This window comes from Brevibacillus fluminis (assembly GCF_003710825.1).
Lineage (GTDB): Bacteria > Bacillota > Bacilli > Brevibacillales > Brevibacillaceae > Brevibacillus_D > Brevibacillus_D fluminis.
In genome coordinates this window covers 1-23,873 of the sequence record NZ_RHHQ01000030.1, presented here as the reverse complement: position 1 = coordinate 23,873, position 23,873 = coordinate 1, and the positions used below count along the sequence as shown (strand labels likewise).

Here is a 23,873-nt window from a genome sequence, read left to right as displayed (position 1 = left end):
CGCTTTTCATACTGAGAAAACCATGCTACGCCAAGTCTTTCAGCGGAGTCGTGGTTTTCTTAAAGCTAGATAGGAACGGTACTAAATTCCTATCTGTAAAAATAAAAATGGGTTAAATGGTTAACCTCATTTTTAACCCAGAGAATCTCTATTCTAAAAGAATTCCCATCTTTTTACACCTACATTCCTCCCTTTACTAGAAAAAGAAAGAAAAATGCGGATTCAAATAGGAATTACATAAAAATGACAAATAACCCATATTGACATTTTATAATACTAACACAACCAAAAATTAGCGTCAAGAGTAAGTTACACATTCACTCTACTTACGTGCACGGAAAATGAAATACCCTTTGCTGCGTTCGACTTCCTCAACATCCTGGTAAATCTCCTGCAGCTTTTTCAAGGCAGACGGCGCTCCCTGCTTTTTCTGAATGACGACCCACATTTCGCCGCCTTCACTTAGCAGTTCATGCCCCTCGGTAAAGATGCGATGCACAGTCTCTTTTCCCGCACGAATCGGTGGATTGGTCAAAATCACATCAAAAACGCGCCCCTTTACTGCTTCGTAAATGTCACTCTGCAGAATCTCTACATTCTTGATCTGATTTCGCTCTGCATTCCCACGCGCAAGTCCGACCGCCCGCTCATTTACGTCAATCATCGTAACGTGTCCCTGATTCGCCAATTTCGCTGCACAGAGTCCGATCGGCCCGTACCCACAGCCTACGTCCAGCACGCGCGCCGTTTGGGAAATTTGCATCGTTTCAATTAATAACAAGCTGCCAAAATCCACTCTGTCACGCGAAAACACTCCAGCGTCTGTCATGAAGCGGAACTCATGGTCGCGTAATACAAAATCAAAGATCCGCTCATCATGAGCTGCACCAGGCTTTTGGGTATAGTAATGATCGGCCAACGCGCACACACCTTTCGAAATATAGCTGTACGTTGAAAATCCCCCTGCCACCGGCAAGGGGATTTAACAATCTTACAAAAGAAGCGATTACTTTACTTCTACAGTAGCGCCGGCTTCTTCCAATTTTGCTTTCAAAGCTTCTGCTTCGTCTTTGGAAATGCCTTCTTTGATTGTTTTTGGAGCGTTGTCTACCAGGTCTTTTGCTTCTTTCAGACCCAAACCAGTCAGCTCGCGAACAACTTTGATAACGTTGATTTTGGAAGCTCCACCGCTAACCAGGTTAACGTTGAATTCAGTTTGCTCAGCAACTGCTTCAGCGCCGCCACCAGCAACTACAGCTACTGGAGCAGCAGCAGTAACACCGAATTCTTCTTCAATTGCTTTTACCAGATCGTTCAGTTCGAGAACGGACATGCCTTTAATCGCTTCCAAGATTTGCTCTTTGCTCATCTTAAATATCCTCCTGTTCATAAAAACGCCAACGCGTTTTTCTTTTTTAAATTAAGCGCCTTGCTCTTCTTTTTGCTCTGCAACAGCTTTAACCGCAAGCGCAACATTGCGCATAGGAGCTTGCAGAACGGAAAGAAGCATAGACAACAGACCTTCGCGGGATGGCAGGGATGCGAGTTGTTTAATCTCCTCAGCACCAACTACTTTACCCTCGATGATACCGCCTTTTACTTCCAGCTTGTCGTTTTTCTTTGCGAAATCTACCAGGATCTTCGCCGGAGCGATCAGATCGTTAGGTGAAAACGCGATTGCGTTTGGACCCAGCAGATGTTCATCAAGATCAGACAAACCTTCTTGCTTCGTAGCAAGACGAGTCAAGGTATTTTTCAGAACTTTGAATTCAATACCTGCTTCGCGCAGTTGCTTACGAAGATCAGTAACTTGAGCTACAGTCAGTCCGCGATAGTCAGCAACAACTGTCGTTTGGCTTTCACGCAATTTAGTTGCGATCTCGTTGATAGCTTGTACTTTCTCTTCGCGAATGACGGTTGGACGAATTTCAGCCATGGTTACACCTCCCGTACGTAATTCCTCAAACAATGAATAATGCCCTCGTAGACACGAGGGCATAATGTATCGCAAAAGAGAAAACTCTTTTTTGGTATCCATTACACGCCTCTGAGGGATATTAAGCTAGCTCTGCGAGCTAAGCACCTTCGGTCTACGGCATGACATTATTCGTTTCATCAACAGCAATAATCATATCACGGTTGATCCGATTAAGTCAAGTGCTATTATTTTACAGCAACACGTACGCCAGGACCCATAGTGGAGCTGATCGTTACGTTTTTCATGTAAACACCTTTAGCAGCTGCCGGTTTTGCACGGTTCAGCGCATCAGTCAATGCAGCCAGGTTCTCTGCCAGTTTCTCTGCTTCGAAAGAAACTTTACCGATTGGCGCATGGATGTTACCTGCTTTATCAACACGGTACTCGATTTTACCAGCTTTGATTTCGTTAACAGCTTTGGTTACATCGAACGAAACAGTACCAGTTTTAGGGTTTGGCATGAGACCTTTAGGACCCAATACGCGACCCAGTTTACCTACTTCACCCATCATGTCAGGTGTAGCTACTACTACGTCGAATTCAAACCATCCACCTTGGATTTTCGCGATCATGTCTGCATCGCCTACATAATCAGCGCCTGCTGCTTCCGCTTCTTTCGCTTTCTCGCCTTTTGCGAAAACGAGAACGCGTTGTACTTTACCAGTACCGTTAGGAAGAACAACAGCACCACGGATTTGTTGGTCAGCACGTTTAGGGTCTACACCCAAACGGAAAGCTGCTTCAACGGATTCGTCGAATTTTGCGCTCGCAACTTTTTTAACCAGTTCGATCGCTTCGTTTACTTCGTATACTTTATTTTTATCAATCTGCTTGATCGCTTCTTGATATTTTTTACCATGTTTCGGCATCATGCATTCTCCCTTCAATGTGGTCGTAGCGGTTTAATCCTCCCACAGAACAAAACGTAACCTACCGTTTTGTTGACCGCAAGCGGTCATCTCAAACTCTATGATCAACGTCTTGACATCCCTCAAAAAGAGGGGGGCACGCAAGCGTACCCCGCTCGGATTATCGTTAATTAGTCAACGATAACGATACCCATGGAACGTGCTGTTCCTTCGATCATGCGCATAGCTGCCTCAACGTCAGCAGCGTTCAGGTCTGGGCGTTTCAGTTCAGCGATTTCGCGAACTTTATCACGCTTCAGAGTAGCTACTTTTGTTTTGTTAGGCACGCCAGAACCGGACTCGATGCCTGCAGCTTTCTTCAACAGAACAGCCGCTGGAGGAGTTTTGGTAATGAACGTGAAGGAACGATCTTCAAACACGGTGATTTCAACCGGGATGATCATACCTACTTCGCTTTCTGTGCGAGCGTTAAACTCTTTGCAGAAGCCCATGATATTTACACCAGCTTGACCGAGAGCCGGACCTACTGGAGGTGCAGGATTCGCTTTACCTGCTGGGATTTGTAATTTAATTACGCGGATAACCTTCTTAGCCACGTAAAACACCTCCTTACATCTATTGTGGTAATTAGCGGGGAAAATCCCCTCCCACTTGCTCCGAGAAAGCCTATGTAGTAGGACTTTCAGTTATATACAAGAGTGTGGGAACCGCAAATTGGTGCGGATTCCAAAAACGGCGTAAACCGCTTTTAAACAAATTGAAATGTATCATATTAGGAGATACTTTTCAAGATGCATCCTAATCCAATTTGTCAACTTGTGTAAAATCCAATTCAACCGGCGTTTCTCGACCGAAAATGTCCACAAGAACGCGAACCTTTTGCTTGTCCGGCTGAATCTCGATGATTTCGCCAGAACGGTTCGCAAACGGACCGTCCTTAACGCGAACCATATCACGCAACGCGAAATCAACCCTGACCTTCGGCTGCTCAATCCCCATGTGACGCAGGATGGCATCCGCCTCTTGCGGCAACAGCGCGGTCGGCTTGGACCCGGCTCCCGTGGACCCTACAAAGCCTGTCACTCCAGGGGTATTCCGTACGACATACCAAGAGTCGTCGGTCATGACCATCTCAACAAGGACGTATCCAGGAAACACCTTCTTGGTGACGGTACGCTTTTTGCCATCCTTGGTTTCTACCTCTTCTTCGGTAGGAACGAGAACGCGGAAGATCTTATCTTCCATTCCCATCGACTCGACGCGTTTTTCCAGATTCGTTTTTACCTTGTTTTCATACCCAGAGTACGTATGAACAACATACCACGCTTTTTCCATATCCACGAGGACGATAACCCGTCCGTCCCTCCCAGGTCTTGAAATATTACTTGCCTAAAATCAGATCGATTAAGCGCGAAATGCCCAAATCAATCACAAAGAAATACACAGCTAGCAGTACTACCGTAAAGAGCACGACGCTTGTGTAATTGATGAGCTCTTTACGGTTCGGCCAGCGAACTTTCTTCAATTCGGACCAAACATCACCAAAGAATTCGCCAAAACGACGAAACCTCGAAAGAAAACTCACAGAGCTACCCCCAGACTTCGTGACTTGCATAATTACTTGGTCTCACGATGTGCTGTTTGCTTTTTATCGCGGGAGCAATACTTTTTCAGCTCGATGCGTTCAGGATTCGTACGCTTATTCTTGGTGGTGATATAGTTACGCTCTCCGCACTCAGTGCATGCCAACGTTACATTTACTCGCATCATTGCCACCTCCATCTCAACTGATACATTACGTAATAAAAAAGTAAAAAACAGTAGGAAATTCGACATTGCCAAACTTCCGGTATAACCTTAGTTAACGGCTTGGCCGCCGCTCTAAACAGTACAGGAAAAAACCGCTACTTTCTTTCCGGTGACCATTTAAAAGAAGCAACCATAGAATAGGCCTCTACGGCTACCTAAACAAATTTATCATACAGGAATCTTCATGTCAATAAAACATCTTGACAAAGGTAAGTGGATTTGTTCCAGTTTTTACGTGCAAAAAAAGAGAGCTCATTTTTTACAAATGAATCTCTCTGCCTTCCAGATACTTTTCCAGTTTCCGTTTTACGCGTTGTAGTGCATTGTCGATCGATTTGACATGTCGTTTCAACTCAACAGCGATCTGCTGATAGGATCGTCCATCTAAATAAAGCATAAGCACCTGACGTTCCAGCTCACTCAAAATCTCGCTCATTTTGCCTTCGATGTCGTCAAATTCCTCGCGATTGATAAATAGCTCTTCTGGATCTGTCACTTTCGTGCCGCAGATAACATCCAGCAAAGTACGATCGGAATCTTCGTCGTAAATTGGCTTGTCCAACGAAACGTAAGAGTTCAGCGGAATATGCTTCTGCCTTGTGGCCGTCTTGATCGCTGTGATAATTTGGCGCGTGATGCACAGCTCAGCAAACGCTTTGAACGATGTGAGTTTGTCACCGCGAAAATCACGAATCGATTTGTACAGCCCGATCATGCCCTCCTGCACAATATCTTCGCGATCCGCTCCGATCAGAAAATACGACCGGGCCTTCGCTCGCACGAAATTTTTATATTTATTGATCAAGTATTCCAACGCCTCGGCGTCATTATCTCTTACCAAATCTACTACTTCTTCATCGGACATCAGTTCATACTGGGTATATTTCAACTCCTTGAGGTCAACGCTCACGATTATCCCTCCGACAACTGATTTCCCATAAACTATGGCTATTATACATGAATCGCCAAAATAGCGTCAACCAAGTCTCGTCTACTCCCTTCGCCATTTTTCGAAAATTTTCGCTATTTCATCACTCAATGGTATCTTTGAAGTAAAGCGATCTTCCCGCGTTTTGGCGACTTGTTCCTTGATTTCTTTCCCTGCAACTTCTATATCAAGCAATAACTCCCGAGCTGATTTTCGCAAGGCTCCTTGTCCAAAAATAACCCGCTGCGACGTGTAGTCGGAGGTCGCTACATAGATTTGTCGATTTTTTTGGTAATTTTGCGAAACGATTTTTTCGATGCGTTCATCGGCTGTCTCTTTTTCCTTGGTGAACAAGATCTCAATTTGGTATTCGGATTGTTTACGGCCGATTCCCGGCACCGTATAGGCGTCGAATACAACGACGACCTGAATCCCGTAATAGCTTTGGTATTCGGCCAACTGGGCGATGAGGAGATCGCGCGCGTCATCGATCCGATCCTCATCTTTCAACGCGCGCAATTTCGGCCAAGCCCCAATGATATTATAGCCATCCACAATCAGTAGGGATTTGTCTTTCTTCTTTGCCATTTCATTTCACCCGGGCCGTAAGCGGACTCCTTACCCGGAACACTTCGTACATCAAGAGCGCAGCGGCCACAGACGCGTTCAGTGACGTCACCTGACCCGCCATCGGAATGTGGAAGAGGAAATCACAGTTCTCCCGTACCAAACGGCTAATGCCCTTTCCTTCGCTGCCGATCACAAGTGCTAACGGCATGCTGAAATCGCCCTCACGAAAATCTTGCTTGGCAGAAGCGTCCGTACCGGCAATCCATACGCCTTGCTCCTTCAGCTCTTCCATCGTTCTGACCAGATTGGTGACGCGGGCGACCGGTACATATTCAATCGCACCCGCCGACGCTTTCGCAACTGTCGCGGTCAGAGAGACCGAACGGCGTTTCGGGATGATGACCCCATGTGCGCCTACCGAATCGGCTGTGCGCAGGATCGATCCGAGGTTGTGCGGATCTTCGAGCTCATCGAGGATCAACAGCAGCGGCACCTCGCCCTTTTCCTTGGCGCGTGCGAGCATGTCCTCTACTTCTACGTAATCATAAGCCGCGACGGAAGCGACGATGCCTTGATGATGCTCCGTATTGCTCAGCTGGTCCAGCTTTTTTCGGTTCGCTGTCGTGATGACAACGCCTTGCTCTTTCGCTAGGCCCGGAATCGGCCCCAGCTGGTTTTTGTTGATCCCTTCCGCCATCCAGATTTTATTGATGGTGCGGCCGGATCGCAGCGCTTCTATAATCGGGTTTTTCCCGACAATCCATTCCTCGCTCATCATTCATGTGCTCCTTCCACAATGGCAAATGCCTTTTCCAGTAATTCCGCCATTCTTGTTTCCTCGCCTGTTAGGGAGAGATAGCCAATCAAAGCCTCAAACGCTGTCGCATGACGATAGTCGATGATGCTGGCGTTCTTTGCCGTTGAGCCCGACTTCGAATTGCGCCCGCGCCTGACGATCGCTGCTTCCTCCTCCGTTAGCATCGGCATGAGCTGCAGCAGGATATTCGCCTGTGCAGCCGCCGATACATAGCGATTCGCTTGCTTGTGCAGTTGGTTCGGTTTTACCAGACCTTTTGCGATCAAGTGAAAGCGCACGAAATGAGCGTATGTTGCGTCCCCCAGAAAGGCAAGAACAAGGGGGCTCGTTAATTTTGGGTCATTTTTCAGTTGTTCTCTGTGCATGCCTGCTCCTTACTTGCGGCGCCAACGGACGCCCTGCGGTGTATCTTCCAGCAAAATGCCTTTATCCGTCAAGAGGTCACGGATTTCATCCGCTCTCGCAAAATTCCGCGATTTGCGGGACTCCGTCCGCTCCACAATCAACGCTTCAATCTCTTCGTCCAACAACGCACTGTCTTCCTCCAACTCGAGGCCAAGAACGGCAGCCAGCTCCAGGAACAGGTCGCGGTATGCTTCCAGCTGTGCCTTACCGACATTTTCATGACGCAAGTACAGGTTCACTTCTTTGGTCAGGTCGAACAGAACAGTGATAGCATTGGCTGTGTTGAGGTCATCGTCCATCTCGCGGATGAATTTTTGACGAAGCTGATCAATGATCGCAGCTTGCTCCTCAGCCACTCCATTCGGCTCCTCAGGGCGCGCAGTCGTCAGACGGTGCTTTGCGTTTGCATAAGCAGTCTGGATGCGTTCCAGCCCATTCCCCGCTTGCTCAAGCATCTCTCCGCTGAAATTGATCGGGCTGCGGTAATGCCCCGACAGCATGAAGAAGCGAATCAGCTGACCGCCATATTCCTTGATCAAGTCACGGGCAAGCTTGAAGTTCCCAAGTGATTTGGACATCTTTTCATTATCGATGTTGAGCATAGCATTATGCAACCAATAGCGTGCAAACACCTGTCCGGTCATGCACTCCGACTGCGCGATTTCATTTTCATGGTGAGGGAAGGTAAGGTCAGAACCACCTGCATGGATATCGATGGACTCACCCAAAAACTTCAGCACCATCGCCGAGCATTCGATATGCCAACCGGGACGGCCAAGTCCCCAAGGACTTTCCCATGTAATCTCACCCGGTTTCGCCGCTTTCCACAGCACAAAATCGAGCGGGCTTTCCTTCTTTTCGTTCACTTCAATCCGTGCACCAGCTTGCAAATCGTCGATCGGCTGATGTGACAGCTTGCCGTACTCCTTAAATCTGCCGGTGCGGAAGTACACATCGCCTTCGCTTTCATAAGCGAATCCTTTTTCAACCAACGCTTCCACGAACGAAATAATTTCGGGAATCGTCTCCATGACGCGCGGCTGAATATCCGGCGGTAGCACGTTCAACGTCGCCAGATCCTCGTTGTACGCCTTCATGTATTTATCGGCCAATTCCTTGACGGTTGTGTTCTCTTCATTCGCCGCCCGAATGAGCTTGTCTTCGACATCGGTAATGTTTTGCACGAATGTGACCTGATATCCGCGGTAGCTTAGATAGCGGCGCAGTGTATCGAACACGATCGCCGGGCGGGAGTTCCCGATATGGATGTAGTTGTACACAGTCGGACCGCATACATATATTTTTACTTTCCCTGGTTCCAGCGGAATAAACTCCTCATTTTTCCGCGACATGGTGTTATATAGGTGAATGCTCATTTTGTTTCGTGCCCTCCTTCAAAAGCTGCACTTCATCGCGAAGCGTTTCAATTTCACGTTGCATTTGGCGAATCATGTCTGCAATCGGGTCAGGAAGATTGACCAAGTCGAAATCCTGGGTGACGCGCTTTCCGTCCTGAATGACAATTTTGGCCTTCATCCCCACAACCGTCGCATTCGGCGGAACCTCCTGCAGGACGACAGAGCCCGCACCGATTTTGGAGTTGTCTCCGATCTTAAACGAGCCGAGCACTTTCGCTCCGGTAGCAATAATTACATTATCTCCAACTGTTGGGTGACGCTTTCCTTTTTCTTTACCGGTCCCCCCCAGTGTTACTCCTTGGTAAATGGTCACATTGTCACCAATTTCACAGGTCTCCCCGATAACAACCCCCGAGCCATGGTCAATAAACAGCTTTTTGCCAATACGTGCGCCCGGATGGATTTCGATACCGGTTAAAAATTTGGCGAATTGGGATACTGCGCGCGCCAGCGTATACCATTCCGCCTTCCATAGCTTGTGAGAAATGCGATGCGCCCAAATCGCATGCAATCCCGAATAGGTAAGCACCACTTCAAACGTGCTTCGGGCAGCCGGGTCCCGTTCGAAAATGGCATCGATGTCTTCTTTTAATTGTTTCCACATGATGAATTCACCCCCTGCAAGTGTACAAAAAGAAAAGACCGCCTCACGCCTTGATCACAAGGCGCAGAGACGGCCATAACCGTGGTTCCACTCTGCTTAGGCCAAGCCTTGTTACAAACGGCTCAACCTCGCTTTTCGCCCATGATAACGGAGGGCATCCCGATCCATCCTATTCCCGCACAGCAGCGGTTTCAGACAATAGCTCCCAGGGGCATTTCTACGAGTTCCCGCCGGATGGCTCTCACCTTTCCATCCTCTCTGTCAGACGGCACACTGCGTATACTTCACCTGTTCAACGCATTTATTTTGCAATCGCTTCGCGATTTACCAGCAATTGATCAATACGGGACAACACGCGCTCTTTCCCCAAGAGATAGAGCGATTTTACAAGGTCAGGCCCATGAATCTGTCCGGTTGCGGCAACGCGAACTGGCATAAACAGCGCCTTTCCTTTGTGCCCGGTTTCTTTTTGTACGGACTTGAGGATCGCTTGGATCGTATCCACATTGTATTCCGCACTGTTGACGATGTGATTTTTGAGAGCGCTCAGCACTTGCGGCACTTGCTCTTCGATCACGACGCCTTTCGCATCTTCATCGTACACCACTTCATCCAGGAAGAAAAGGGCTGCCAAAGGTACAATTTGCGCACAGTAGGACATTTTTTCCTGATGGAGTTCTACGATTCCACGTACCCATTCGTAACGCTCAGGCGACAGCTCTTCTTCGATGAAGCCGGCCTTTTGCAGATGCGGCAAGCACAGTTCCGTAATTTTCTCGACGGATTCCTGCTTGATGTAATGGTTGTTCATCCAGTTCATCTTGATGGTATCGAATACCGCTGGCGATTTGTTGACGCGTTCCAGGGAGAAGAGCTTGATCAGTTCTTCTTTTTGGAAAATCTCTTCTTCGCCACCTGGGGACCAGCCCAGAAGCACGATGAAGTTCACGATCGCTTGCGGCAGGAAGCCGAGGTCGCGGTACTGCTCGATAAATTGAATGATGCTCTCGTCGCGTTTGCTCATTTTTTTGCCGTCTTGGTTCAAGATCAGGGCAAGGTGGGCAAATTGCGGCGGTTCCCAGCCAAATGCTTCATAAATCATCAGCTGGCGCGGCGTGTTGGACAAGTGCTCCTCCCCGCGGATAACATGTGTGATATCCATCAGGTAGTCGTCGATCACGACGGCAAAGTTATAAGTTGGGATTCCATCAGGGCGACAGATGACAAAGTCACCCATCTCCTTGGATTCAAACGTGACTTGACCGCGAATGACGTCATTAACGACATACACGCGATCGTCTGGCACGAGGAAATGAATCGATGGAACACGTCCTTCTTGCTCGAACTGGGCACGTTGTTCCGCAGTCACATTGCGATGCTTTTCCAGAATCCGCGGCGTTTCCCCACGAGCGAGCTGTTCTTCCCGCTCAGCATCCAGCTCTTCTTTGGTCGCATAACAGTAGTATGCCTTGCCTTCTGACAGCAGTTGGTCGATATATTTACGGTAGATGTCCAGGCGCTCCATTTGGCGATACGGAGCATGAGGACCGCCTAGGTCGGTACCTTCATCCCATTCGACACCCAACCATTTCAGGTTTTCCATTTGTTTTTCTGCAGCATTCTCGATGTTACGTGTTTGGTCAGTATCTTCGATACGCACGATGAACTTGCCGCCATTGCGGCGAGCCAGCAGATAGTTAAACAGCGCCGTGCGCGCACCGCCGATATGTAAATGACCAGTTGGACTTGGTGCATACCGCACTCGGGTTTCCTTAGACATGTGACACCATCCTTATTCGCCTTTGATTCATTATGTTACTACTACCGAGTCGACTTGACAAGCAAGCAAACCGCCTGAGCGGCGATTCCTTCCCCTCTGCCGGTGAAGCCCAGCTGTTCCGTTGTGGTTGCTTTCACATTCACCTTCGACAGCTCTGATGCCTCCAAGGCGCGGGCGATTACTTCCTGCATTTGGGGAATGTATGGAGCCATTTTGGGCTTCTGCGCAATGATCGTCGCATCGACGTTTCCCAGCTCATAGCCTTTTTCTTTGACTAGCTTCCAAATGTGAACAAGCAGTTTCAGGCTGTCCGCATCTTTATACTCCGGATCAGTATCCGGAAAATGCTTGCCGATATCGCCCTCACCGATTGCGCCGAGCAGCGCGTCACTGATGGCATGCAGCAACACATCCGCATCGGAATGCCCCAAGAGTCCTTTTTCATACGGAATCGTCACGCCGCCGATAATGCACGGGCGCCCTTCCACCAACTGGTGTACATCAAAGCCTTGTCCAATTCGCATCAACGTTATTCCTCTCCTCGATCGCTGCCTAGTCTTTTTCGTAAAATTTCTTCCCCGAGCCATAAATCATCCGGTGTCGTAATCTTGATGTTCTCATAGCTACCCATCATGACGGAAACCCGGTGGCCCATCCATTCCACAAGCATTGCATCATCCGTGCCTGCTTTGCCTGCGTCCTTTGCCTGCTTGTGGACATCCTGCAAGAGAGCAAGACGAAAAGCTTGCGGGGTTTGCACAGCCCACAAGCTTTCTCTGGCAGGTGTTGATTCGACATAACCATCGTCGCCAACAATCTTGATTGTATCCTTGACCGGGACCGCCAAAATGGTGGCTTGATCCTGTTGTACCTGCTCGACGACAGCCGTCAGCTGCGCTGTCGTGAGGAACGGACGGGCCGCATCGTGTACTAGCACATACTCACAGGATGCCGATAAAGCCGCTAGACCATTCTGCACGCTCTCCTGCCGCTCTGCACCGCCTGGGACCAGCTTGATGTTGCGATAGCCGTTCAGCTCGATTAGATCGGTAATGTCCGCGCGGTCTGCCTCGCTTACAACGAGTACCGTTTCAGCGATCATCGGATGGGAAACAAATAATTCAATTGTGTGACAAAAGATCGGTTTGCCGGCAAGCGGGAGCCAGAGCTTATTGCGCTCTCCCCCCATGCGCTTGCCGGAACCAGCTGCCACGATTACGGCACCCGTATTCACCTGTCAATCCTCTCCATGCCTATCGTCTACAATGCTTTTTCCAACAGCTTTGGCTTTGCGAAGATCATTCGTCCAGCCGAGGTTTGCAGTACGCTCGTGACCAAGACATCCAAGTCGCTGCCGATAAACTCGCGTCCGCCCTCTACGACGATCATCGTGCCGTCATCGAGGTATGCCACACCTTGACCATATTCTTTCCCGTCCTTGATTACCTGGACGTTCATCTCTTCGCCTGGAAGGACAACCGGCTTGACCGCATTAGCCAAATCGTTGATGTTCAACACAGGCACGCCCTGCAATTCACAAACCTTGTTCAGGTTGAAGTCGTTGGTCACCACTTTACCGTTCAGCACTTTAGCCAATTTGACCAGCTTGCTATCCACTTCGGATACATCTTCAAAGTCACCTTCGTGAATCTGGACTTTGACCTTCAGTTCTTTCTGGATTTTGTTCAAAATGTCCAGACCGCGTCTGCCGCGATTACGCTTCAGCGCATCAGAAGAGTCTGCGATATGCTGTAATTCCTCCAGCACAAAGCGGGGGATCACCAGCTCGCCTTCAATAAAGCCGGTACGGCATATATCGGCGATGCGCCCATCGATGATCACGCTGGTGTCGAGAATCTTATGCTCGACATTGGCCGCAATTCCTCCGCTTCCCTTTTTCGCCTTTTCCTTACGCCCGATTGAGAAAATGGACATAAGCTCATCTCTCTTGCGAAAGCCCACCTGAAAGCCCAAATAGCCAAGTAGTCCCGAGACAACCAACGGAAGGAAATCTCGTAATACCGGAATCGGAATGCTGTTGATGGGAAGGTATAATAAAAAGCCAGGAATAAGACCAATAATCAGCCCCATCGCACCAAACATCACATCAATAATCGGCAGTTTGAGAAGCGTGTCCTCGCCCCAATGAATGGTATTTACGATGTAATCAACAAGCCAGTTGGCCAGAAGGAAAAACAATCCCGCGCCGACAACCGCTCCAATATACGATTGCAATGGCTCAAGCACCTGCCCGAAATTCAATAGCGAATTAAGCAAGTCGAACAAGGCGGGACCAAACTGATAGCCCAGGCCTCCACCGACCACTACAAACAAAATGGTAAACACCTTTTTTAACATGCCTTCACCTCCTGCTATTAATATGGACGAAAGTTGGTAAGAAAAACCCTGTATGAAAAAACAACATATAGTTTTTCTTATGCGACTTTCCACCACTATAGCAAATATATTTTTCACGTGTCAAATGGCCAAAAATTTTACCACATCAAGCAAATTAAAGTCAATATTTTGACAGTATGGCAACCAACTCCTTATAATATTCAATAAATTGGTAACGAAAAATTCAGACGATTTCCCGAGGTTGTCGGATTCTTTTTACCCATATTACAAGCCGAGGTGATTCAGAATGGGCAAAATTTCGCTGGAAGAGTTTCAGGATCAAGTGTCACAGCTGTTGATTCGTCATCGTAGCGTGCTTGATGTTCTTTCCAAGACCCAAGAGAGTACCGCGCGTGTAAATCGAGCCCTTACCAAAGCCGTTACCGAGTGTGGGTGCGTCGAGGTAAGTGCCCGCAAGCAACCGTATGATACTGACAAGAGTCTGAAGGAGCATCAGTCTCACTTGGATACCCACTATTCCGGACCGCTGTGCGAGCATTGTAAGGATGTGTTGACAGCAGAGCTCGGGAAAAATCTGTTTTACCTGACAGCGCTGTGCAACATCGCTGACATCAAGCTCGCAGACGTTCTCGAGACGGAAGGAAAACGGCTGAATACCCTAGGCGTTTTCAACTTATCCTAGTTATTTGTAGTACGAATCACAGGTGAAAAGGTTGCAAAAAAAAACGGCCCTAGGCCGTTTTTTTTACTGACAATAAACGATTCTGTTCGTCCCGTTCCTGTCGAGATTAGTCGAAAGGAACGGTTTTTGTTTTCCGTTCTTCACGCCGTGCTTTGATCTTGCGGAATAAAAACTCAACGTTTTTTTTTATGCCGTACAGCGCATAAAGCGCAAGCGGGAGAAAGACGATTTTGGGAAACTGGCTCGGGAATTTGACCGCTACCACAACGACTACCAGCACGATGATCGGCGTGATCCAGTATGCCGCTTTCGGAATGCCCACTTTCTTGAAGTTCGGGTATTTCACATTGGATACCATGAGAAACGCCAAGAGCAGCATGCTGAGTAGCAACAGCCCGAGATGGAACACTTCATGATACAGCGCCAGCGTGGCCAGCACACCGCCTGCTGCAGTAATCGGCAAACCAGTGAAATAACCGGGTACTCCGGCTTGCACGTTGAATCTGGCAAGGCGCAGCGCGCCACAGATCGGAAAAATCGCTGTAATGATAATGCCGATCACATCCAATTGCTGCAATGCTACCACGTACATAATAAAGGCTGGTGCAACTCCGAATGTAATGACATCCGACAGTGAATCCAGTTCTTTTCCGAACTCACTTTGGGCATTCAGCATCCGGGCAACCCGCCCGTCCAATCCATCCAATAACATCCCGACAATTACAGTAATCGCTGCATAATCAACATATTGATTCCCCTGAAAAGCAAGGATCATTGCCACGACCCCAAGGAACAGATTGCCTACAGTCAACATGTTCGGCAATGCTTTCACGAACATAGGCTACCTCCTGTATGATGGGTTAACAAACCAATAATTCCTAAAATGCTTGACCATCCTTATACTATTTGACTTAAATGTGCCTGTCAATGAACACCTGCTCCTGAATCCGCCGCAGCCCTTCCTTAATCGAGCGTGCGCGTACCTCTCCGATCCCTTCAACCTCATCAAGTTCCTCGATTGTAGCCATCATGATGCGTGGCAAATGATGAAAATGATTTACCAGGTTTTGCGTAATCGACATCGACAAACGCGGAATTTTATGTAGCAATCGGTACCCTCGGGGAGAAACCGATTCTTCCGTCAGCGTGAGAGAGGCCGAATAGCCGAGCGGCTTTAAAAAGGAGTGTACTTCCAAAATTTCATCAGCTGACAGTTTTTTCATATCACGCAACACTTGTTCTGGTGAGCAGTCGGCGTTACGGACATAATCGCGGATTAGCATGCTGGCGTCATCCTCAATGTTGGCGATCAGCTCTTCCAGCTGCATGCTGATAAGCCGCCCTTCAGTGCCCAATTCATTGATGTATTTCATGATCTCAGCTTTTATACGCAAAACCATCTCGATTCGTTGCAGCACGCTGGCGATTTCGTTGATCGTGACCAATTCTTCGAACTCCAGTGCGCTCAGATTGGTTAACGATTGGTCCAGCACGGTTTTGTATTTTTCCAGCGTATGAATCGCCTGATTGGCTTTTTCCAAAATGACGCCCAGATCCTTGAGCGCATAACGGAAATTGCCTTTGTACAAGGAGATGATGTTTCGACGCTGTGAAATCGCGACGACCAGATGGTTCGTCTGCTTTGCCGTGCGTTCCGCTGTCCGGTGCCGTGTCCCAGTTTCGGTGGTCACAACCGCGGGCGATGGGATCAGCTGTGCATTGGCGAACAAAATTCGTTTTGTGTCTTCACTGATTATGATCGCCCCATCCATCTTCGCTAATTCATACAAATTAGCGGGGGTAAAGTCGCAATTAATGGAAAAGCCGCCATCTACGATCCCTTTCATCTCTTGACCGTACCCCACGACGATCAGCGCGCCTGTTTTCGCGCGAAGGATGTTTTCCAACCCTTCACGAAACATTGTTCCCGGTGCAACCAGTCTCAAAACCTCACTGATGCTCCCATCTTTTTTCGAGGTCGCCTCAAGCATCGCTTATCCCCCCAGAACCTCATGCAGTGCATCTTCTACCTTTTTCACACCAACTACTTGTATGTCAGGGGGTAATTCGAGGCCACGAATATTTTTTTCCGGAACAATCACCCGCTTAAAGCCCAGTTTCGCCGCCTCACGGATCCGCTGCTCGATTCGGGAAACGGCCCTCACTTCACCAGTCAGCCCAACCTCGCCAATCACGACATCAGATGGATTGGTCGGATGATCCCGAAAGCTGCTCGCAATACTCACCGCAATCGCCAAGTCGATCGCTGGCTCATCAAGACGCACGCCCCCTGCTACATTTACATATGCATCTTGGTTTTGGAGCATGAGTCCAATTCTTTTTTCCAATACTGCCATAATCATTGCGACGCGCTGATGATCGACGCCGGTCGCCATCCGCCTCGCTGTGACAAAGCTCGTGGGTGCCACCAGCGCCTGCAATTCAACAAGCATCGGGCGCGTACCTTCCATGCTAGCCACAACCGTAGAGCCCGCCACGCCGACAGGACGTTCAGCCAAAAACAGCTCCGATGGATTCGCTACTTCTGCCAATCCTCGATCTTTCATTTCAAAAATGCCGATTTCGTTCGTTGAGCCGAATCGGTTCTTCACCGCGCGCAAAATGCGGAATGTATTATGCCGCTCTCCTTCAAAATACAGCACGGCATCCACCATGTGCTCAAGCATGCGTGGGCCGGCAATTGCCCCTTCTTTCGTTACGTGGCCGACGATAAACGTAGCGATCCCTTTCCCTTTGGCAATTCGCATCAGTTGTGCCGTCGTCTCTCGTACTTGTGCAACGCTTCCGGCCGCTGACTGAATCGCAGGGTGAAACACCGTTTGTATCGAATCGATAATGAGCACATCGGGTTCAATGGCCTGAATCTGTTCCTCGATCAGCTCCATGTCATTCTCCGCCACGACATACAAGGGAGGAGTCTCTGAGTCTAGTCGATCAGCGCGGAGTTTAATTTGTTTGACGGATTCTTCACCCGAGGCGTACAAGACTTTGTACCCGTTCAACGCCAACGCAAACGAGGTTTGCAACAACAGCGTGGACTTACCGATCCCCGGATCTCCGCCTACTAAAACAAGCGATCCAGGCACGAGACCGCCGCCCAATACACGATTCAGTTCCCCGATTGTCGTGTCGTAGCGCGGTTCTTCTTCACTTGCCACTTGCGTCAATGGCAACGCCGCCTGTTTTACACCACTCCCTATAGTATTACGATTGGGCGCGGACTTCGTTTCTATCTCTTCTACCATTGTGTTCCAACTGTTGCATCCCGGACATTTTCCCATCCATTTCGGACTCTCATACCCGCATGACTGACATGCGTATTTTGTTTTGATCTTGGACATACTCGCAACCCCTAAAATTGGAAATTAAATACAAAGAATTCGTTAACGTATAAGCTTTCTCCTTCTATTCGCAGGAAAACGCGAAGGGATACCTTCCCGAAGGAAGATACCCCTCATTGCTTTTATGTGTTGCTTGTTTCCAAACGTTTTACGGTCAATTTGCCTTCCTCGGCATCGATGGTAACCGTGTCGCCCTTGCTGATTGTGCCTTTTAGCAGCTCTTCGGAAAGGCGGTCTTCGATGTTGCGCTGGATGGCGCGGCGCAGTGGACGTGCACCATAAGCCGGATCGAAGCCTTCCTTGGCCAGAATCTTCTTGGCCTCGTTTGACAGCTGGAAGTCGATGCTTTGCTCTTTCAGGCGCTTACGCAGCTCATCGGTCATGAGCGAAACGATTTGCTCGATGTGCTCCTGCTCCAGGGAGTGGAAGACAATGACCTCGTCAATGCGGTTGAGGAATTCGGGACGGAAGCTACGCTTCAATTCGTCCATCACTTTGTCTTTCATATCCTGGTATTTCTTCTCGGTATCACCAGTAGTGAAGCCGAGCGATGTATTTTTCTTGATCATATTGGCACCGACGTTGGATGTCATAATGACCACCGTATTGCGGAAGTCGACGGTGCGTCCTTTGGAATCGGTCAGACGCCCATCGTCGAGAACTTGCAACAAGATGTTAAATACATCCGGATGCGCTTTTTCAATCTCGTCGAGCAGGATGACCGAGTATGGCTTGCGGCGGACTTTCTCGGTGAGTTGACCGCCCTCATCATATCCCACATAGCCCGGAGGCGCCCCAACCAAACGAGAGGTCGAGTGCTTCTCCATGTATTCCGACATATCGATGCGGATCATCGAATCTTCATCGCCAAACAGTGTCTCTGCCACTGCACGCGCCAGTTCGGTTTTCCCTACACCTGTTGGGCCGAGGAAAATGAACGAACCGATCGGGCGCTTCGGATCTTTCAGACCTGCACGCGCACGGCGTACGGCACGAGAGATAGATTTGACAGCCTCATCTTGCCCGATCACGCGATCATGCAAGATTTCTTCCATTTTCAGCAGACGCTCTGTCTCTTCTTCCTTCAGCTTGACGACAGGTACTCCCGTCCAGTTAGCGACGACGTGTGCAATATCTTCCGGCGTCACTTCCATGTTCAGTTTGCCTTGGCGCTCTTTCCAATCCTTTTTGGTGCGGTCCAGCTCTTCGCGCAGCTTTTGTTCCTGATCGCGCAATGCAGCAGCCTCTTCGAACTCCTGCGATTGCACCGCTGCGTCTTTTTCCTTGCGCACCTCTTCCAAGCGCACTTCAAGCTCTTTCAAGTTAGGCGGTACCGTGAATGACTGCAAGCGCACTTTGGACGCTGCCTCATCCACCAGGTCGATCGCCTTGTCCGGCAGGAAGCGGTCTGTGATATACCGATCGGAAAGGCGAACCGCTTGATCAATCGCCTCATCCGTAATTTTTACGCGGTGGTGCGCTTCATAACGATCGCGCAAGCCGTGCAAAATTTTGATCGCGTCCTCGACGCTCGGCTCGTCGACTTGGATCGGTTGGAAGCGTCGCTCGAGAGCGGCATCTTTTTCGATGTATTTGCGATACTCATCCAGTGTGGTCGCGCCCACGCATTGCAGCTCGCCACGTGCCAGAGCAGGCTTCAGGATATTGGAAGCATCAATCGCTCCCTCTGCTCCCCCTGCACCAATCAAGGTGTGAAGCTCATCGATAAACAGGATGATGTTGCCCGCCTGGCGGATTTCATCCATGATTTTTTTCAAACGATCCTCGAATTCACCGCGATATTTGGTTCCTGCAACCACGGTTCCCATATCGAGCGTCATGACGCGTTTGTCACGCAACGTTTCGGGAATCTCGTTGTTTACGATCTTTTGCGCCAGGCCTTCGGCGATTGCCGTTTTCCCTACACCTGGCTCCCCGATCAAAACAGGGTTGTTTTTGGTCCGTCTGCTTAAAACTTGAATGACGCGCTCAATCTCTTTTTGGCGACCGATAACCGGGTCGAGTCCGCCCTCTTTCGCAATCGCAGTCAGATCGCGGGCAAGACCGTCCAAAGTTGGCGTGTTAGCCGATGCGCTGTTATTTGCTGGCTGATGTGATGCCATCATTTCGGAGCTGCCAAGCAGCTGCAGAACCTGCTGACGTGCCTTGTTCAGGCTCACGCCGAGATTGTTCATGATACGTGCTGCAATGCCTTCACCCTCGCGGATTAGGCCAAGCAGGATGTGTTCGGTACCGACGTAAGTATGGCCCAGCTTGCGGGCTTCATCCATCGACAGTTCGATTACTTTTTTCGCACGCGGTGTGTAGTTCGGTGTGTAATTCCCGCTCTGCTCGGTTCCTCTACCGATCAGTGCTTCCACTTCGCTTTGGATTTTATCCAGCCCCAAGCCAAGAGATTGCAGCGCTTTTGCAGCGATACCCTCGCCCTCGCGGATCAGTCCCAAAAGGACGTGCTCGGTACCGATATCCTTATGTCCCAAACGTACGGCTTCTTCCAAAGCCAACGCTAAAACTTTTTGTGCTCGTTCTGTAAATCGTCCAAACATCATAGCATGACACCTCCAGCGGTTCATTCATAGGGTACGAAACAATGTATGAAGGATGGTATGGCTTTAGGCAAGCCGTTCGCGGATCAATCGGGCTCTCCGCTCATCCCGCTGTTCGGGACTGAGCTTTTGACCGGCATTCTGCTGTAAAAATCCCGGTTGGCTGAGCACGAGCATCTCGTTTAAGACGAGTGGCGACACATCGGGAATGAGTCCCAGATCCACCCCGAGACGCACATCAGACAAGCGCTGAGCCGCTTCCTTGGTCTCTACTGTTCTGGCGAATTTGAGAATGCCATAGGACCGGTAGATGCGATCTTCTACAGCCATTCTTGAATGCTCTTCCAAATAACGACGGGCTACGCGTTCCTGCTCGATTATCTGGTTCGCGACACCGTACAGGTTGGAGAGAATTTCTCCCTCGGACATTCCCAGCGTCACCTGATTCGACAGCTGGAACAGGTTGCCGAGTGCTTCGCTGCCTTCGCCATATAGGCCGCGGACCACCAATCCGACTTGGTTGATCGCCTGCAGAATCCGACTAATTTGTTGCGTCATCACCAATGCGGGCAAATGGAGCATTACTGATGCACGAATGCCAGTTCCCACATTCGTCGGGCAGCTGGTTAAGTACCCACGTTTTTCATCGAAAGCATAATTCAGTTGTTTTTCAAATATATCATCGATCTTTGTTCCGGTTTCCCATGCTTCTTTTAGCTGACAACCAGATAAAAGCACTTGTATTCGTATATGATCTTCTTCGTTCACCATGATGCTGATTGATTCGTCTTGATTAAGCAATACCGCGCCTTTTCGCGACTCTTCCGCCAGATTAGGACTGATCAAGTGCTTTTCTACCAGCACGCGCTTTTCCAGGGCAGACAGATCATCCATCCGAATGGACTCGAATTGGCCGAGCTGCGTCATCGCTGAACTTTGGCTGGCATCAATTACTTTATTCAGCACCTCCTCGGCTTGCGAATCGGTTGCTAACATTGGAAACGGATGATGGCGCAAGTTGCGAGCTATCCTTAGCCGCGTGCTGATTACAATGTCAGCTTCCGGTCCGTTTCCTTTCATCCAATTGCTCCAAGGCTGTTGCATAAATTGCTGTTTGGACACCGCCGCCTCACCCCCCTTGTTAGGATTGCGCAATCTCTTGCTCGAGAGATCGAATGCGGTCGCGTATTTCCGCAGCCTTTTCGAACTCTTCCGTCGCGATGAATTGCTGTAAGGATGCTTTCAACTGATCCAGCTCTTTGCGTATTTTGATCTGGCCTCCTGTGCGCTCCGGAACTTTCCCGTAGTGGACGGTGTTGCCATGAATACGGCGGAACATCGGATCGAGTTTTGAACCAAACGCCTGATAGCAGTCACTGCAGCCAAAACGGCCGCTTTTGCTGAACTGGGCATAAGTGAGTCCGCACGTTTCGCAGCGTTGCGTTTTCACCTGGGATGCTGCTTGGCCGGATGGTTGCCCAGCGGTGTTGCTTTTGCTCATCGGATCAAAATTCAGCAGGCCGGAAAGAAGATTATGGATGCTGAAATTGCTGAAGCCACCCATAATGTCGCCCTTTTCTTTGGCGCATGCTTCACAGATATGGTACTCTGTTTTCTCTCCATTGACGATTTTGGTCAGGTGCAATGTGGCGGGCTTTTTACCGCATTCTTCACAGGTCATGAGAATTCCTCCCTACAACCAGCTTTTTGAAGGTTATTTAAGCAAAATCGAAGCAATCATCTGCTTGAGGATGGTTGCTCGCAGGCGATCACGCAGCTCTGTGTCCACAAGAAGCACATTTCGCGAAGTGGCGATTTTCATCAATGCCGCCTCACGCACGTTGATCAATCCTTCTTCGAGCAAACGGTCAACGATTGCGTAGCCAACTCCTTGTGAAATGCTTTCGCCAATCAGCTCTTCGGTCAACAATTCCTGTAGACGTGTTTTGTTGACGATATGCACTTTTCGTATGCGAATATAGCCGCCGCCCCCTCGCTTGCTCTCCACAATGTAACCTTTTTCAATGGTGAACCGCGTGTTGATGACGTAATTGATCTGTGATGGTACACATTGAAACATGTCGGCTATCTCGCTACGCTGAATCTCGATCCATCCATTGGGACTCTCTTGCAAGATGTTCTTCAGATGATGTTCAATAATGTCCGAGATGTTTCGCAAAGTTTCGCCTCCTTGTTCCGTAATATACACACCAAAACTGACTTTGACTATCTTTGACTTTGATTATAATCCTTACGATATCGCAATGCAAGCTTGTGTGTGACTCTCTCCTGCTTATTTTTGTCAAGATTGTCTGCATTAAAACCCACCATTTGCTGGACAAAAAACCCCACTTCGCGAGGAAATGGGGGTTTTTTGGTGGAGTATGGGTAGCTGTGTCGAACATGTTGGGCGCCTTCATCAATGGCCATGGTGGATTGACAGGGCTTCCGTTGATCGGTCCTCATTTTTCCATGTCATGCACAATAAATGTCGCAATGTCGTCTGCTGCGAATGGCTTGGCTATTCGGCTTGCTGACTCCTTCATGTGTTCCACCTTCATTGGATTTTGCAGCAGCTCTTCAATAAAGTACATCAGCTGCTCTGTGACGGTGGCATGCACGGCACAGCCGTTATTCAGCAAAAAATGGCTGTTGCGTTCCTCCTGCCCGGGCAGCGGGTTGTAGATGATCATAGGGACTTGCTTGCTCATGACCTCCGCCGTCGTCAATCCGCCGGATTTGGTGACAATCAGATCGGCCACCGTCAAGTATTCGTGAAAATTGTCGATGAATCGAAGTGGCACTACTTCCTGGGTATAGGTTTTGTTGGACACCCTGCGGTACAATTTGTCATTTTGCCCTGTTAAGACGAATGTTTTGCAAGGTGTATCGATTTTATCCAAACCGGAAAGCACCTGCTCCATCGGCCCCAAGCCCAAGCCGCCTCCGGACAGAATCACACATTTTTGATCCGGGCGTAAGTTCAGCTTTTCCCGGATTTCCTCCGCATTCACTGGCATTCCGTATTTTTTCATGATAGGAATGCCCATCGGCTTGTATTTGCGATATTCTTGCCGGTAAATGTCTACAAGGTAGTACAACTGCTCATGCGCGATAAAGTAGTAGTTGATGTGATGGTTTATCCATGAAGGATGAATCGTGTAATCCGTGATGATGGTATAAATCGGTTCCTGCCATTCATTCCGGCCTTTCAGCACTGACAGCATGCAACTGGCAAACGGATGCGTGGCAATGAACGCGTCGGGCTTCACATTTTCGATCAGTTTTTTCAACTGATTGGCCAATAATTTATTCATCAGTACGTTCATATCAAAAAAACGGGTTCTCTCTGTGTTGTGATAAATTCTTCCCCATACCTTTGGCGATAGCTTTAACAGTTTGGTATATCCCTCTAATAAGATCTTGTGAAACGTTGGGCTGATGTATTCCAGCGTGTCAATGATCATCGATGTATGTCCCTTTTCTGCTAAATGCTCCTGCATCGCTCTGGCTGCTTGATTGTGCCCGTTTCCAATCGAGGCGGAAAAGATTAGAATTTTTTTCATTTCCGTTCTCCTATCCTCCAACTCATTTCACTTCTGATGTTAGACTAGGATATATGTATTCTCAAGTCAGAAAACAAAAAACCTCAACCAACGAAGTTGAGGATTGTTTTATTATGTAGTTTACACAAGTTTTGTTCACTGAAAACTGGATACGCAAGTC

At 48.9% G+C, this 23,873-nt stretch carries 27 protein-coding genes and 1 other annotated feature; of the genes, 1 reads left to right on the top strand and 26 read right to left on the bottom strand.

Annotated elements, in window-relative coordinates; all coding sequences use genetic code 11:
- Nucleotides 1-322 precede the first annotated feature (322 nt).
- The 18 genes from EDM56_RS29955 to EDM56_RS29870 all read right to left on the bottom strand — a co-directional run bounded on the left by EDM56_RS29955 (nucleotide 323) and on the right by EDM56_RS29870 (nucleotide 13,536).
- Complete coding sequence (locus EDM56_RS29955) at nucleotides 323-919, bottom strand: class I SAM-dependent methyltransferase (RefSeq protein WP_122921591.1); 597 nt, start codon at nucleotides 917-919, stop codon at nucleotides 323-325.
- 87 nt (nucleotides 920-1,006) lie between these two features.
- A complete protein-coding gene (rplL, locus tag EDM56_RS29950) occupies nucleotides 1,007-1,369 on the bottom strand; it encodes a 50S ribosomal protein L7/L12 (RefSeq protein ID WP_122921590.1) in 363 nt (120 codons plus the stop codon).
- Nucleotides 1,370-1,420: 51 nt separating this feature from the next.
- Entirely contained in the window at nucleotides 1,421-1,936 is a 516-nt protein-coding gene (gene rplJ / locus EDM56_RS29945) for a 50S ribosomal protein L10 (RefSeq protein ID WP_122921589.1), read from the bottom strand.
- Nucleotides 1,937-1,961: 25 nt separating this feature from the next.
- Nucleotides 1,962-2,114 (bottom strand) — a sequence feature (ribosomal protein L10 leader region).
- A gap of 49 nt (nucleotides 2,115-2,163) precedes the next feature.
- Nucleotides 2,164-2,847: a 50S ribosomal protein L1 gene (gene rplA, locus EDM56_RS29940; RefSeq protein ID WP_122921588.1), complete on the bottom strand. Its 684-nt coding sequence runs from the start codon at nucleotides 2,845-2,847 to the stop codon at nucleotides 2,164-2,166.
- A gap of 170 nt (nucleotides 2,848-3,017) precedes the next feature.
- On the bottom strand, nucleotides 3,018-3,443 hold the full coding sequence (gene rplK, locus EDM56_RS29935; RefSeq protein WP_122921587.1) for a 50S ribosomal protein L11: 426 nt from the start codon (nucleotides 3,441-3,443) through the stop codon (nucleotides 3,018-3,020).
- A gap of 202 nt (nucleotides 3,444-3,645) precedes the next feature.
- Nucleotides 3,646-4,182 (bottom strand): transcription termination/antitermination protein NusG, encoded by a 537-nt coding sequence (gene nusG / locus EDM56_RS29930; protein ID WP_122921586.1) that lies wholly within the window; start codon nucleotides 4,180-4,182, stop codon nucleotides 3,646-3,648.
- A 46-nt stretch (nucleotides 4,183-4,228) separates the two neighbouring features.
- A complete protein-coding gene (secE, locus tag EDM56_RS29925; protein ID WP_183192652.1) occupies nucleotides 4,229-4,462 on the bottom strand; it encodes a preprotein translocase subunit SecE in 234 nt (77 codons plus the stop codon).
- 2 nt (nucleotides 4,463-4,464) lie between these two features.
- Nucleotides 4,465-4,617: a 50S ribosomal protein L33 gene (rpmG, locus tag EDM56_RS29920; protein ID WP_281275003.1), complete on the bottom strand. Its 153-nt coding sequence runs from the start codon at nucleotides 4,615-4,617 to the stop codon at nucleotides 4,465-4,467.
- A 298-nt stretch (nucleotides 4,618-4,915) separates the two neighbouring features.
- Nucleotides 4,916-5,566 carry an RNA polymerase sporulation sigma factor SigH gene (gene sigH / locus EDM56_RS29915; protein WP_122921583.1) on the bottom strand — a complete coding sequence of 217 codons (651 nt, stop codon included), beginning with the start codon at nucleotides 5,564-5,566 and terminating at the stop codon, nucleotides 4,916-4,918.
- Between the two features lie 81 nt (nucleotides 5,567-5,647).
- A complete protein-coding gene (locus EDM56_RS29910) occupies nucleotides 5,648-6,172 on the bottom strand; it encodes an NYN domain-containing protein (protein ID WP_122921582.1) in 525 nt (174 codons plus the stop codon).
- A 1-nt stretch (nucleotide 6,173) separates the two neighbouring features.
- A complete protein-coding gene (gene rlmB / locus EDM56_RS29905; protein ID WP_122921581.1) occupies nucleotides 6,174-6,929 on the bottom strand; it encodes a 23S rRNA (guanosine(2251)-2'-O)-methyltransferase RlmB in 756 nt (251 codons plus the stop codon).
- Nucleotides 6,929-7,336 carry a Mini-ribonuclease 3 gene (locus tag EDM56_RS29900; RefSeq protein WP_122921580.1) on the bottom strand — a complete coding sequence of 136 codons (408 nt, stop codon included), beginning with the start codon at nucleotides 7,334-7,336 and terminating at the stop codon, nucleotides 6,929-6,931. Before EDM56_RS29900 ends, rlmB begins: the two co-directional genes overlap by 1 nt.
- Nucleotides 7,337-7,345: 9 nt before the next feature.
- Complete coding sequence (gene cysS / locus EDM56_RS29895) at nucleotides 7,346-8,752, bottom strand: cysteine--tRNA ligase (protein WP_122921579.1); 1,407 nt, start codon at nucleotides 8,750-8,752, stop codon at nucleotides 7,346-7,348.
- Nucleotides 8,733-9,398, bottom strand: a complete 666-nt coding sequence (gene cysE / locus EDM56_RS29890; RefSeq protein ID WP_122921578.1) for a serine O-acetyltransferase — start codon at nucleotides 9,396-9,398, stop codon at nucleotides 8,733-8,735. The genes cysS and cysE overlap by 20 nt, the downstream gene beginning before the upstream one ends.
- 301 nt (nucleotides 9,399-9,699) lie before the next feature.
- Complete coding sequence (gene gltX, locus EDM56_RS29885) at nucleotides 9,700-11,178, bottom strand: glutamate--tRNA ligase (RefSeq protein ID WP_122921577.1); 1,479 nt, start codon at nucleotides 11,176-11,178, stop codon at nucleotides 9,700-9,702.
- Between the two features lie 41 nt (nucleotides 11,179-11,219).
- The gene (gene ispF / locus EDM56_RS29880; protein ID WP_122921646.1) at nucleotides 11,220-11,702 is read right to left on the bottom strand and encodes a 2-C-methyl-D-erythritol 2,4-cyclodiphosphate synthase; all 483 of its coding nucleotides are present in this window, start codon (nucleotides 11,700-11,702) and stop codon (nucleotides 11,220-11,222) included.
- Between the two features lie 5 nt (nucleotides 11,703-11,707).
- Nucleotides 11,708-12,412 (bottom strand): 2-C-methyl-D-erythritol 4-phosphate cytidylyltransferase, encoded by a 705-nt coding sequence (gene ispD / locus EDM56_RS29875; RefSeq protein ID WP_122921576.1) that lies wholly within the window; start codon nucleotides 12,410-12,412, stop codon nucleotides 11,708-11,710.
- A 26-nt stretch (nucleotides 12,413-12,438) separates the two neighbouring features.
- Entirely contained in the window at nucleotides 12,439-13,536 is a 1,098-nt protein-coding gene (locus EDM56_RS29870; RefSeq protein ID WP_122921575.1) for a PIN/TRAM domain-containing protein, read from the bottom strand.
- Nucleotides 13,537-13,822: 286 nt separating this feature from the next.
- Between EDM56_RS29870 and EDM56_RS29865 the strand changes: the two genes are divergently transcribed.
- Nucleotides 13,823-14,218 (top strand): DUF1573 domain-containing protein, encoded by a 396-nt coding sequence (locus EDM56_RS29865; RefSeq protein ID WP_122921574.1) that lies wholly within the window; start codon nucleotides 13,823-13,825, stop codon nucleotides 14,216-14,218.
- A 106-nt stretch (nucleotides 14,219-14,324) separates the two neighbouring features.
- On the opposite strand, the gene pssA is transcribed toward EDM56_RS29865, so the two are convergent.
- The 8 genes from pssA to EDM56_RS29820 form a co-directional block, all read right to left on the bottom strand.
- Nucleotides 14,325-15,056 carry a CDP-diacylglycerol--serine O-phosphatidyltransferase gene (gene pssA / locus EDM56_RS29860; protein ID WP_122921573.1) on the bottom strand — a complete coding sequence of 244 codons (732 nt, stop codon included), beginning with the start codon at nucleotides 15,054-15,056 and terminating at the stop codon, nucleotides 14,325-14,327.
- 73 nt (nucleotides 15,057-15,129) lie between these two features.
- Nucleotides 15,130-16,209, bottom strand: coding sequence for a DNA integrity scanning diadenylate cyclase DisA (gene disA / locus EDM56_RS29855; protein ID WP_122921572.1), 1,080 nt, complete (start codon nucleotides 16,207-16,209; stop codon nucleotides 15,130-15,132).
- 3 nt (nucleotides 16,210-16,212) lie between these two features.
- Nucleotides 16,213-17,580 carry a DNA repair protein RadA gene (gene radA / locus EDM56_RS29850; RefSeq protein WP_122921571.1) on the bottom strand — a complete coding sequence of 456 codons (1,368 nt, stop codon included), beginning with the start codon at nucleotides 17,578-17,580 and terminating at the stop codon, nucleotides 16,213-16,215.
- A gap of 122 nt (nucleotides 17,581-17,702) precedes the next feature.
- Nucleotides 17,703-20,150, bottom strand: coding sequence for an ATP-dependent Clp protease ATP-binding subunit (locus tag EDM56_RS29845; RefSeq protein ID WP_122921570.1), 2,448 nt, complete (start codon nucleotides 20,148-20,150; stop codon nucleotides 17,703-17,705).
- Between the two features lie 63 nt (nucleotides 20,151-20,213).
- The gene (gene mcsB / locus EDM56_RS29840; RefSeq protein ID WP_122921569.1) at nucleotides 20,214-21,269 is read right to left on the bottom strand and encodes a protein-arginine kinase McsB; all 1,056 of its coding nucleotides are present in this window, start codon (nucleotides 21,267-21,269) and stop codon (nucleotides 20,214-20,216) included.
- Between the two features lie 19 nt (nucleotides 21,270-21,288).
- Nucleotides 21,289-21,828, bottom strand: coding sequence for a protein-arginine kinase activator protein McsA (mcsA, locus tag EDM56_RS29835; RefSeq protein WP_122921568.1), 540 nt, complete (start codon nucleotides 21,826-21,828; stop codon nucleotides 21,289-21,291).
- 33 nt (nucleotides 21,829-21,861) lie between these two features.
- Nucleotides 21,862-22,326 carry a CtsR family transcriptional regulator gene (locus EDM56_RS29830; protein WP_122921567.1) on the bottom strand — a complete coding sequence of 155 codons (465 nt, stop codon included), beginning with the start codon at nucleotides 22,324-22,326 and terminating at the stop codon, nucleotides 21,862-21,864.
- 283 nt (nucleotides 22,327-22,609) lie between these two features.
- Complete coding sequence (locus tag EDM56_RS29820; protein ID WP_122921565.1) at nucleotides 22,610-23,713, bottom strand: MGDG synthase family glycosyltransferase; 1,104 nt, start codon at nucleotides 23,711-23,713, stop codon at nucleotides 22,610-22,612.
- Nucleotides 23,714-23,873 lie beyond the last annotated feature (160 nt).

Bases quoted from the DNA above. Each gene is read 5' to 3' on its own strand.
- rplL (WP_122921590.1), bottom strand. From the start codon at position 1,369: ATGAGCAAAGAGCAAATCTTGGAAGCGATTAAAGGCATGTCCGTTCTC.
- rplJ (WP_122921589.1), bottom strand. From the start codon at position 1,936: ATGGCTGAAATTCGTCCAACCGTCATTCGCGAAGAGAAAGTACAAGCT.
- rplA (WP_122921588.1), bottom strand. From the start codon at position 2,847: ATGCCGAAACATGGTAAAAAATATCAAGAAGCGATCAAGCAGATTGAT.
- nusG (WP_122921586.1), bottom strand. From the start codon at position 4,182: ATGGAAAAAGCGTGGTATGTTGTTCATACGTACTCTGGGTATGAAAAC.
- secE (WP_183192652.1), bottom strand. From the start codon at position 4,462: ATGCAAGTCACGAAGTCTGGGGGTAGCTCTGTGAGTTTTCTTTCGAGG.
- rpmG (WP_281275003.1), bottom strand. From the start codon at position 4,617: ATGATGCGAGTAAATGTAACGTTGGCATGCACTGAGTGCGGAGAGCGT.
- EDM56_RS29910 (WP_122921582.1), bottom strand. From the start codon at position 6,172: ATGGCAAAGAAGAAAGACAAATCCCTACTGATTGTGGATGGCTATAAT.
- rlmB (WP_122921581.1), bottom strand. From the start codon at position 6,929: ATGAGCGAGGAATGGATTGTCGGGAAAAACCCGATTATAGAAGCGCTG.
- EDM56_RS29900 (WP_122921580.1), bottom strand. From the start codon at position 7,336: ATGCACAGAGAACAACTGAAAAATGACCCAAAATTAACGAGCCCCCTT.
- cysS (WP_122921579.1), bottom strand. From the start codon at position 8,752: ATGAGCATTCACCTATATAACACCATGTCGCGGAAAAATGAGGAGTTT.
- cysE (WP_122921578.1), bottom strand. From the start codon at position 9,398: ATGTGGAAACAATTAAAAGAAGACATCGATGCCATTTTCGAACGGGAC.
- gltX (WP_122921577.1), bottom strand. From the start codon at position 11,178: ATGTCTAAGGAAACCCGAGTGCGGTATGCACCAAGTCCAACTGGTCAT.
- ispF (WP_122921646.1), bottom strand. From the start codon at position 11,702: ATGCGAATTGGACAAGGCTTTGATGTACACCAGTTGGTGGAAGGGCGC.
- EDM56_RS29870 (WP_122921575.1), bottom strand. From the start codon at position 13,536: ATGTTAAAAAAGGTGTTTACCATTTTGTTTGTAGTGGTCGGTGGAGGC.
- EDM56_RS29865 (WP_122921574.1), top strand. From the start codon at position 13,823: ATGGGCAAAATTTCGCTGGAAGAGTTTCAGGATCAAGTGTCACAGCTG.
- pssA (WP_122921573.1), bottom strand. From the start codon at position 15,056: ATGTTCGTGAAAGCATTGCCGAACATGTTGACTGTAGGCAATCTGTTC.
- disA (WP_122921572.1), bottom strand. From the start codon at position 16,209: ATGCTTGAGGCGACCTCGAAAAAAGATGGGAGCATCAGTGAGGTTTTG.
- radA (WP_122921571.1), bottom strand. From the start codon at position 17,580: ATGTCCAAGATCAAAACAAAATACGCATGTCAGTCATGCGGGTATGAG.
- EDM56_RS29845 (WP_122921570.1), bottom strand. From the start codon at position 20,150: ATGATGTTTGGACGATTTACAGAACGAGCACAAAAAGTTTTAGCGTTG.
- mcsA (WP_122921568.1), bottom strand. From the start codon at position 21,828: ATGACCTGTGAAGAATGCGGTAAAAAGCCCGCCACATTGCACCTGACC.
- EDM56_RS29820 (WP_122921565.1), bottom strand. From the start codon at position 23,713: ATGAAAAAAATTCTAATCTTTTCCGCCTCGATTGGAAACGGGCACAAT.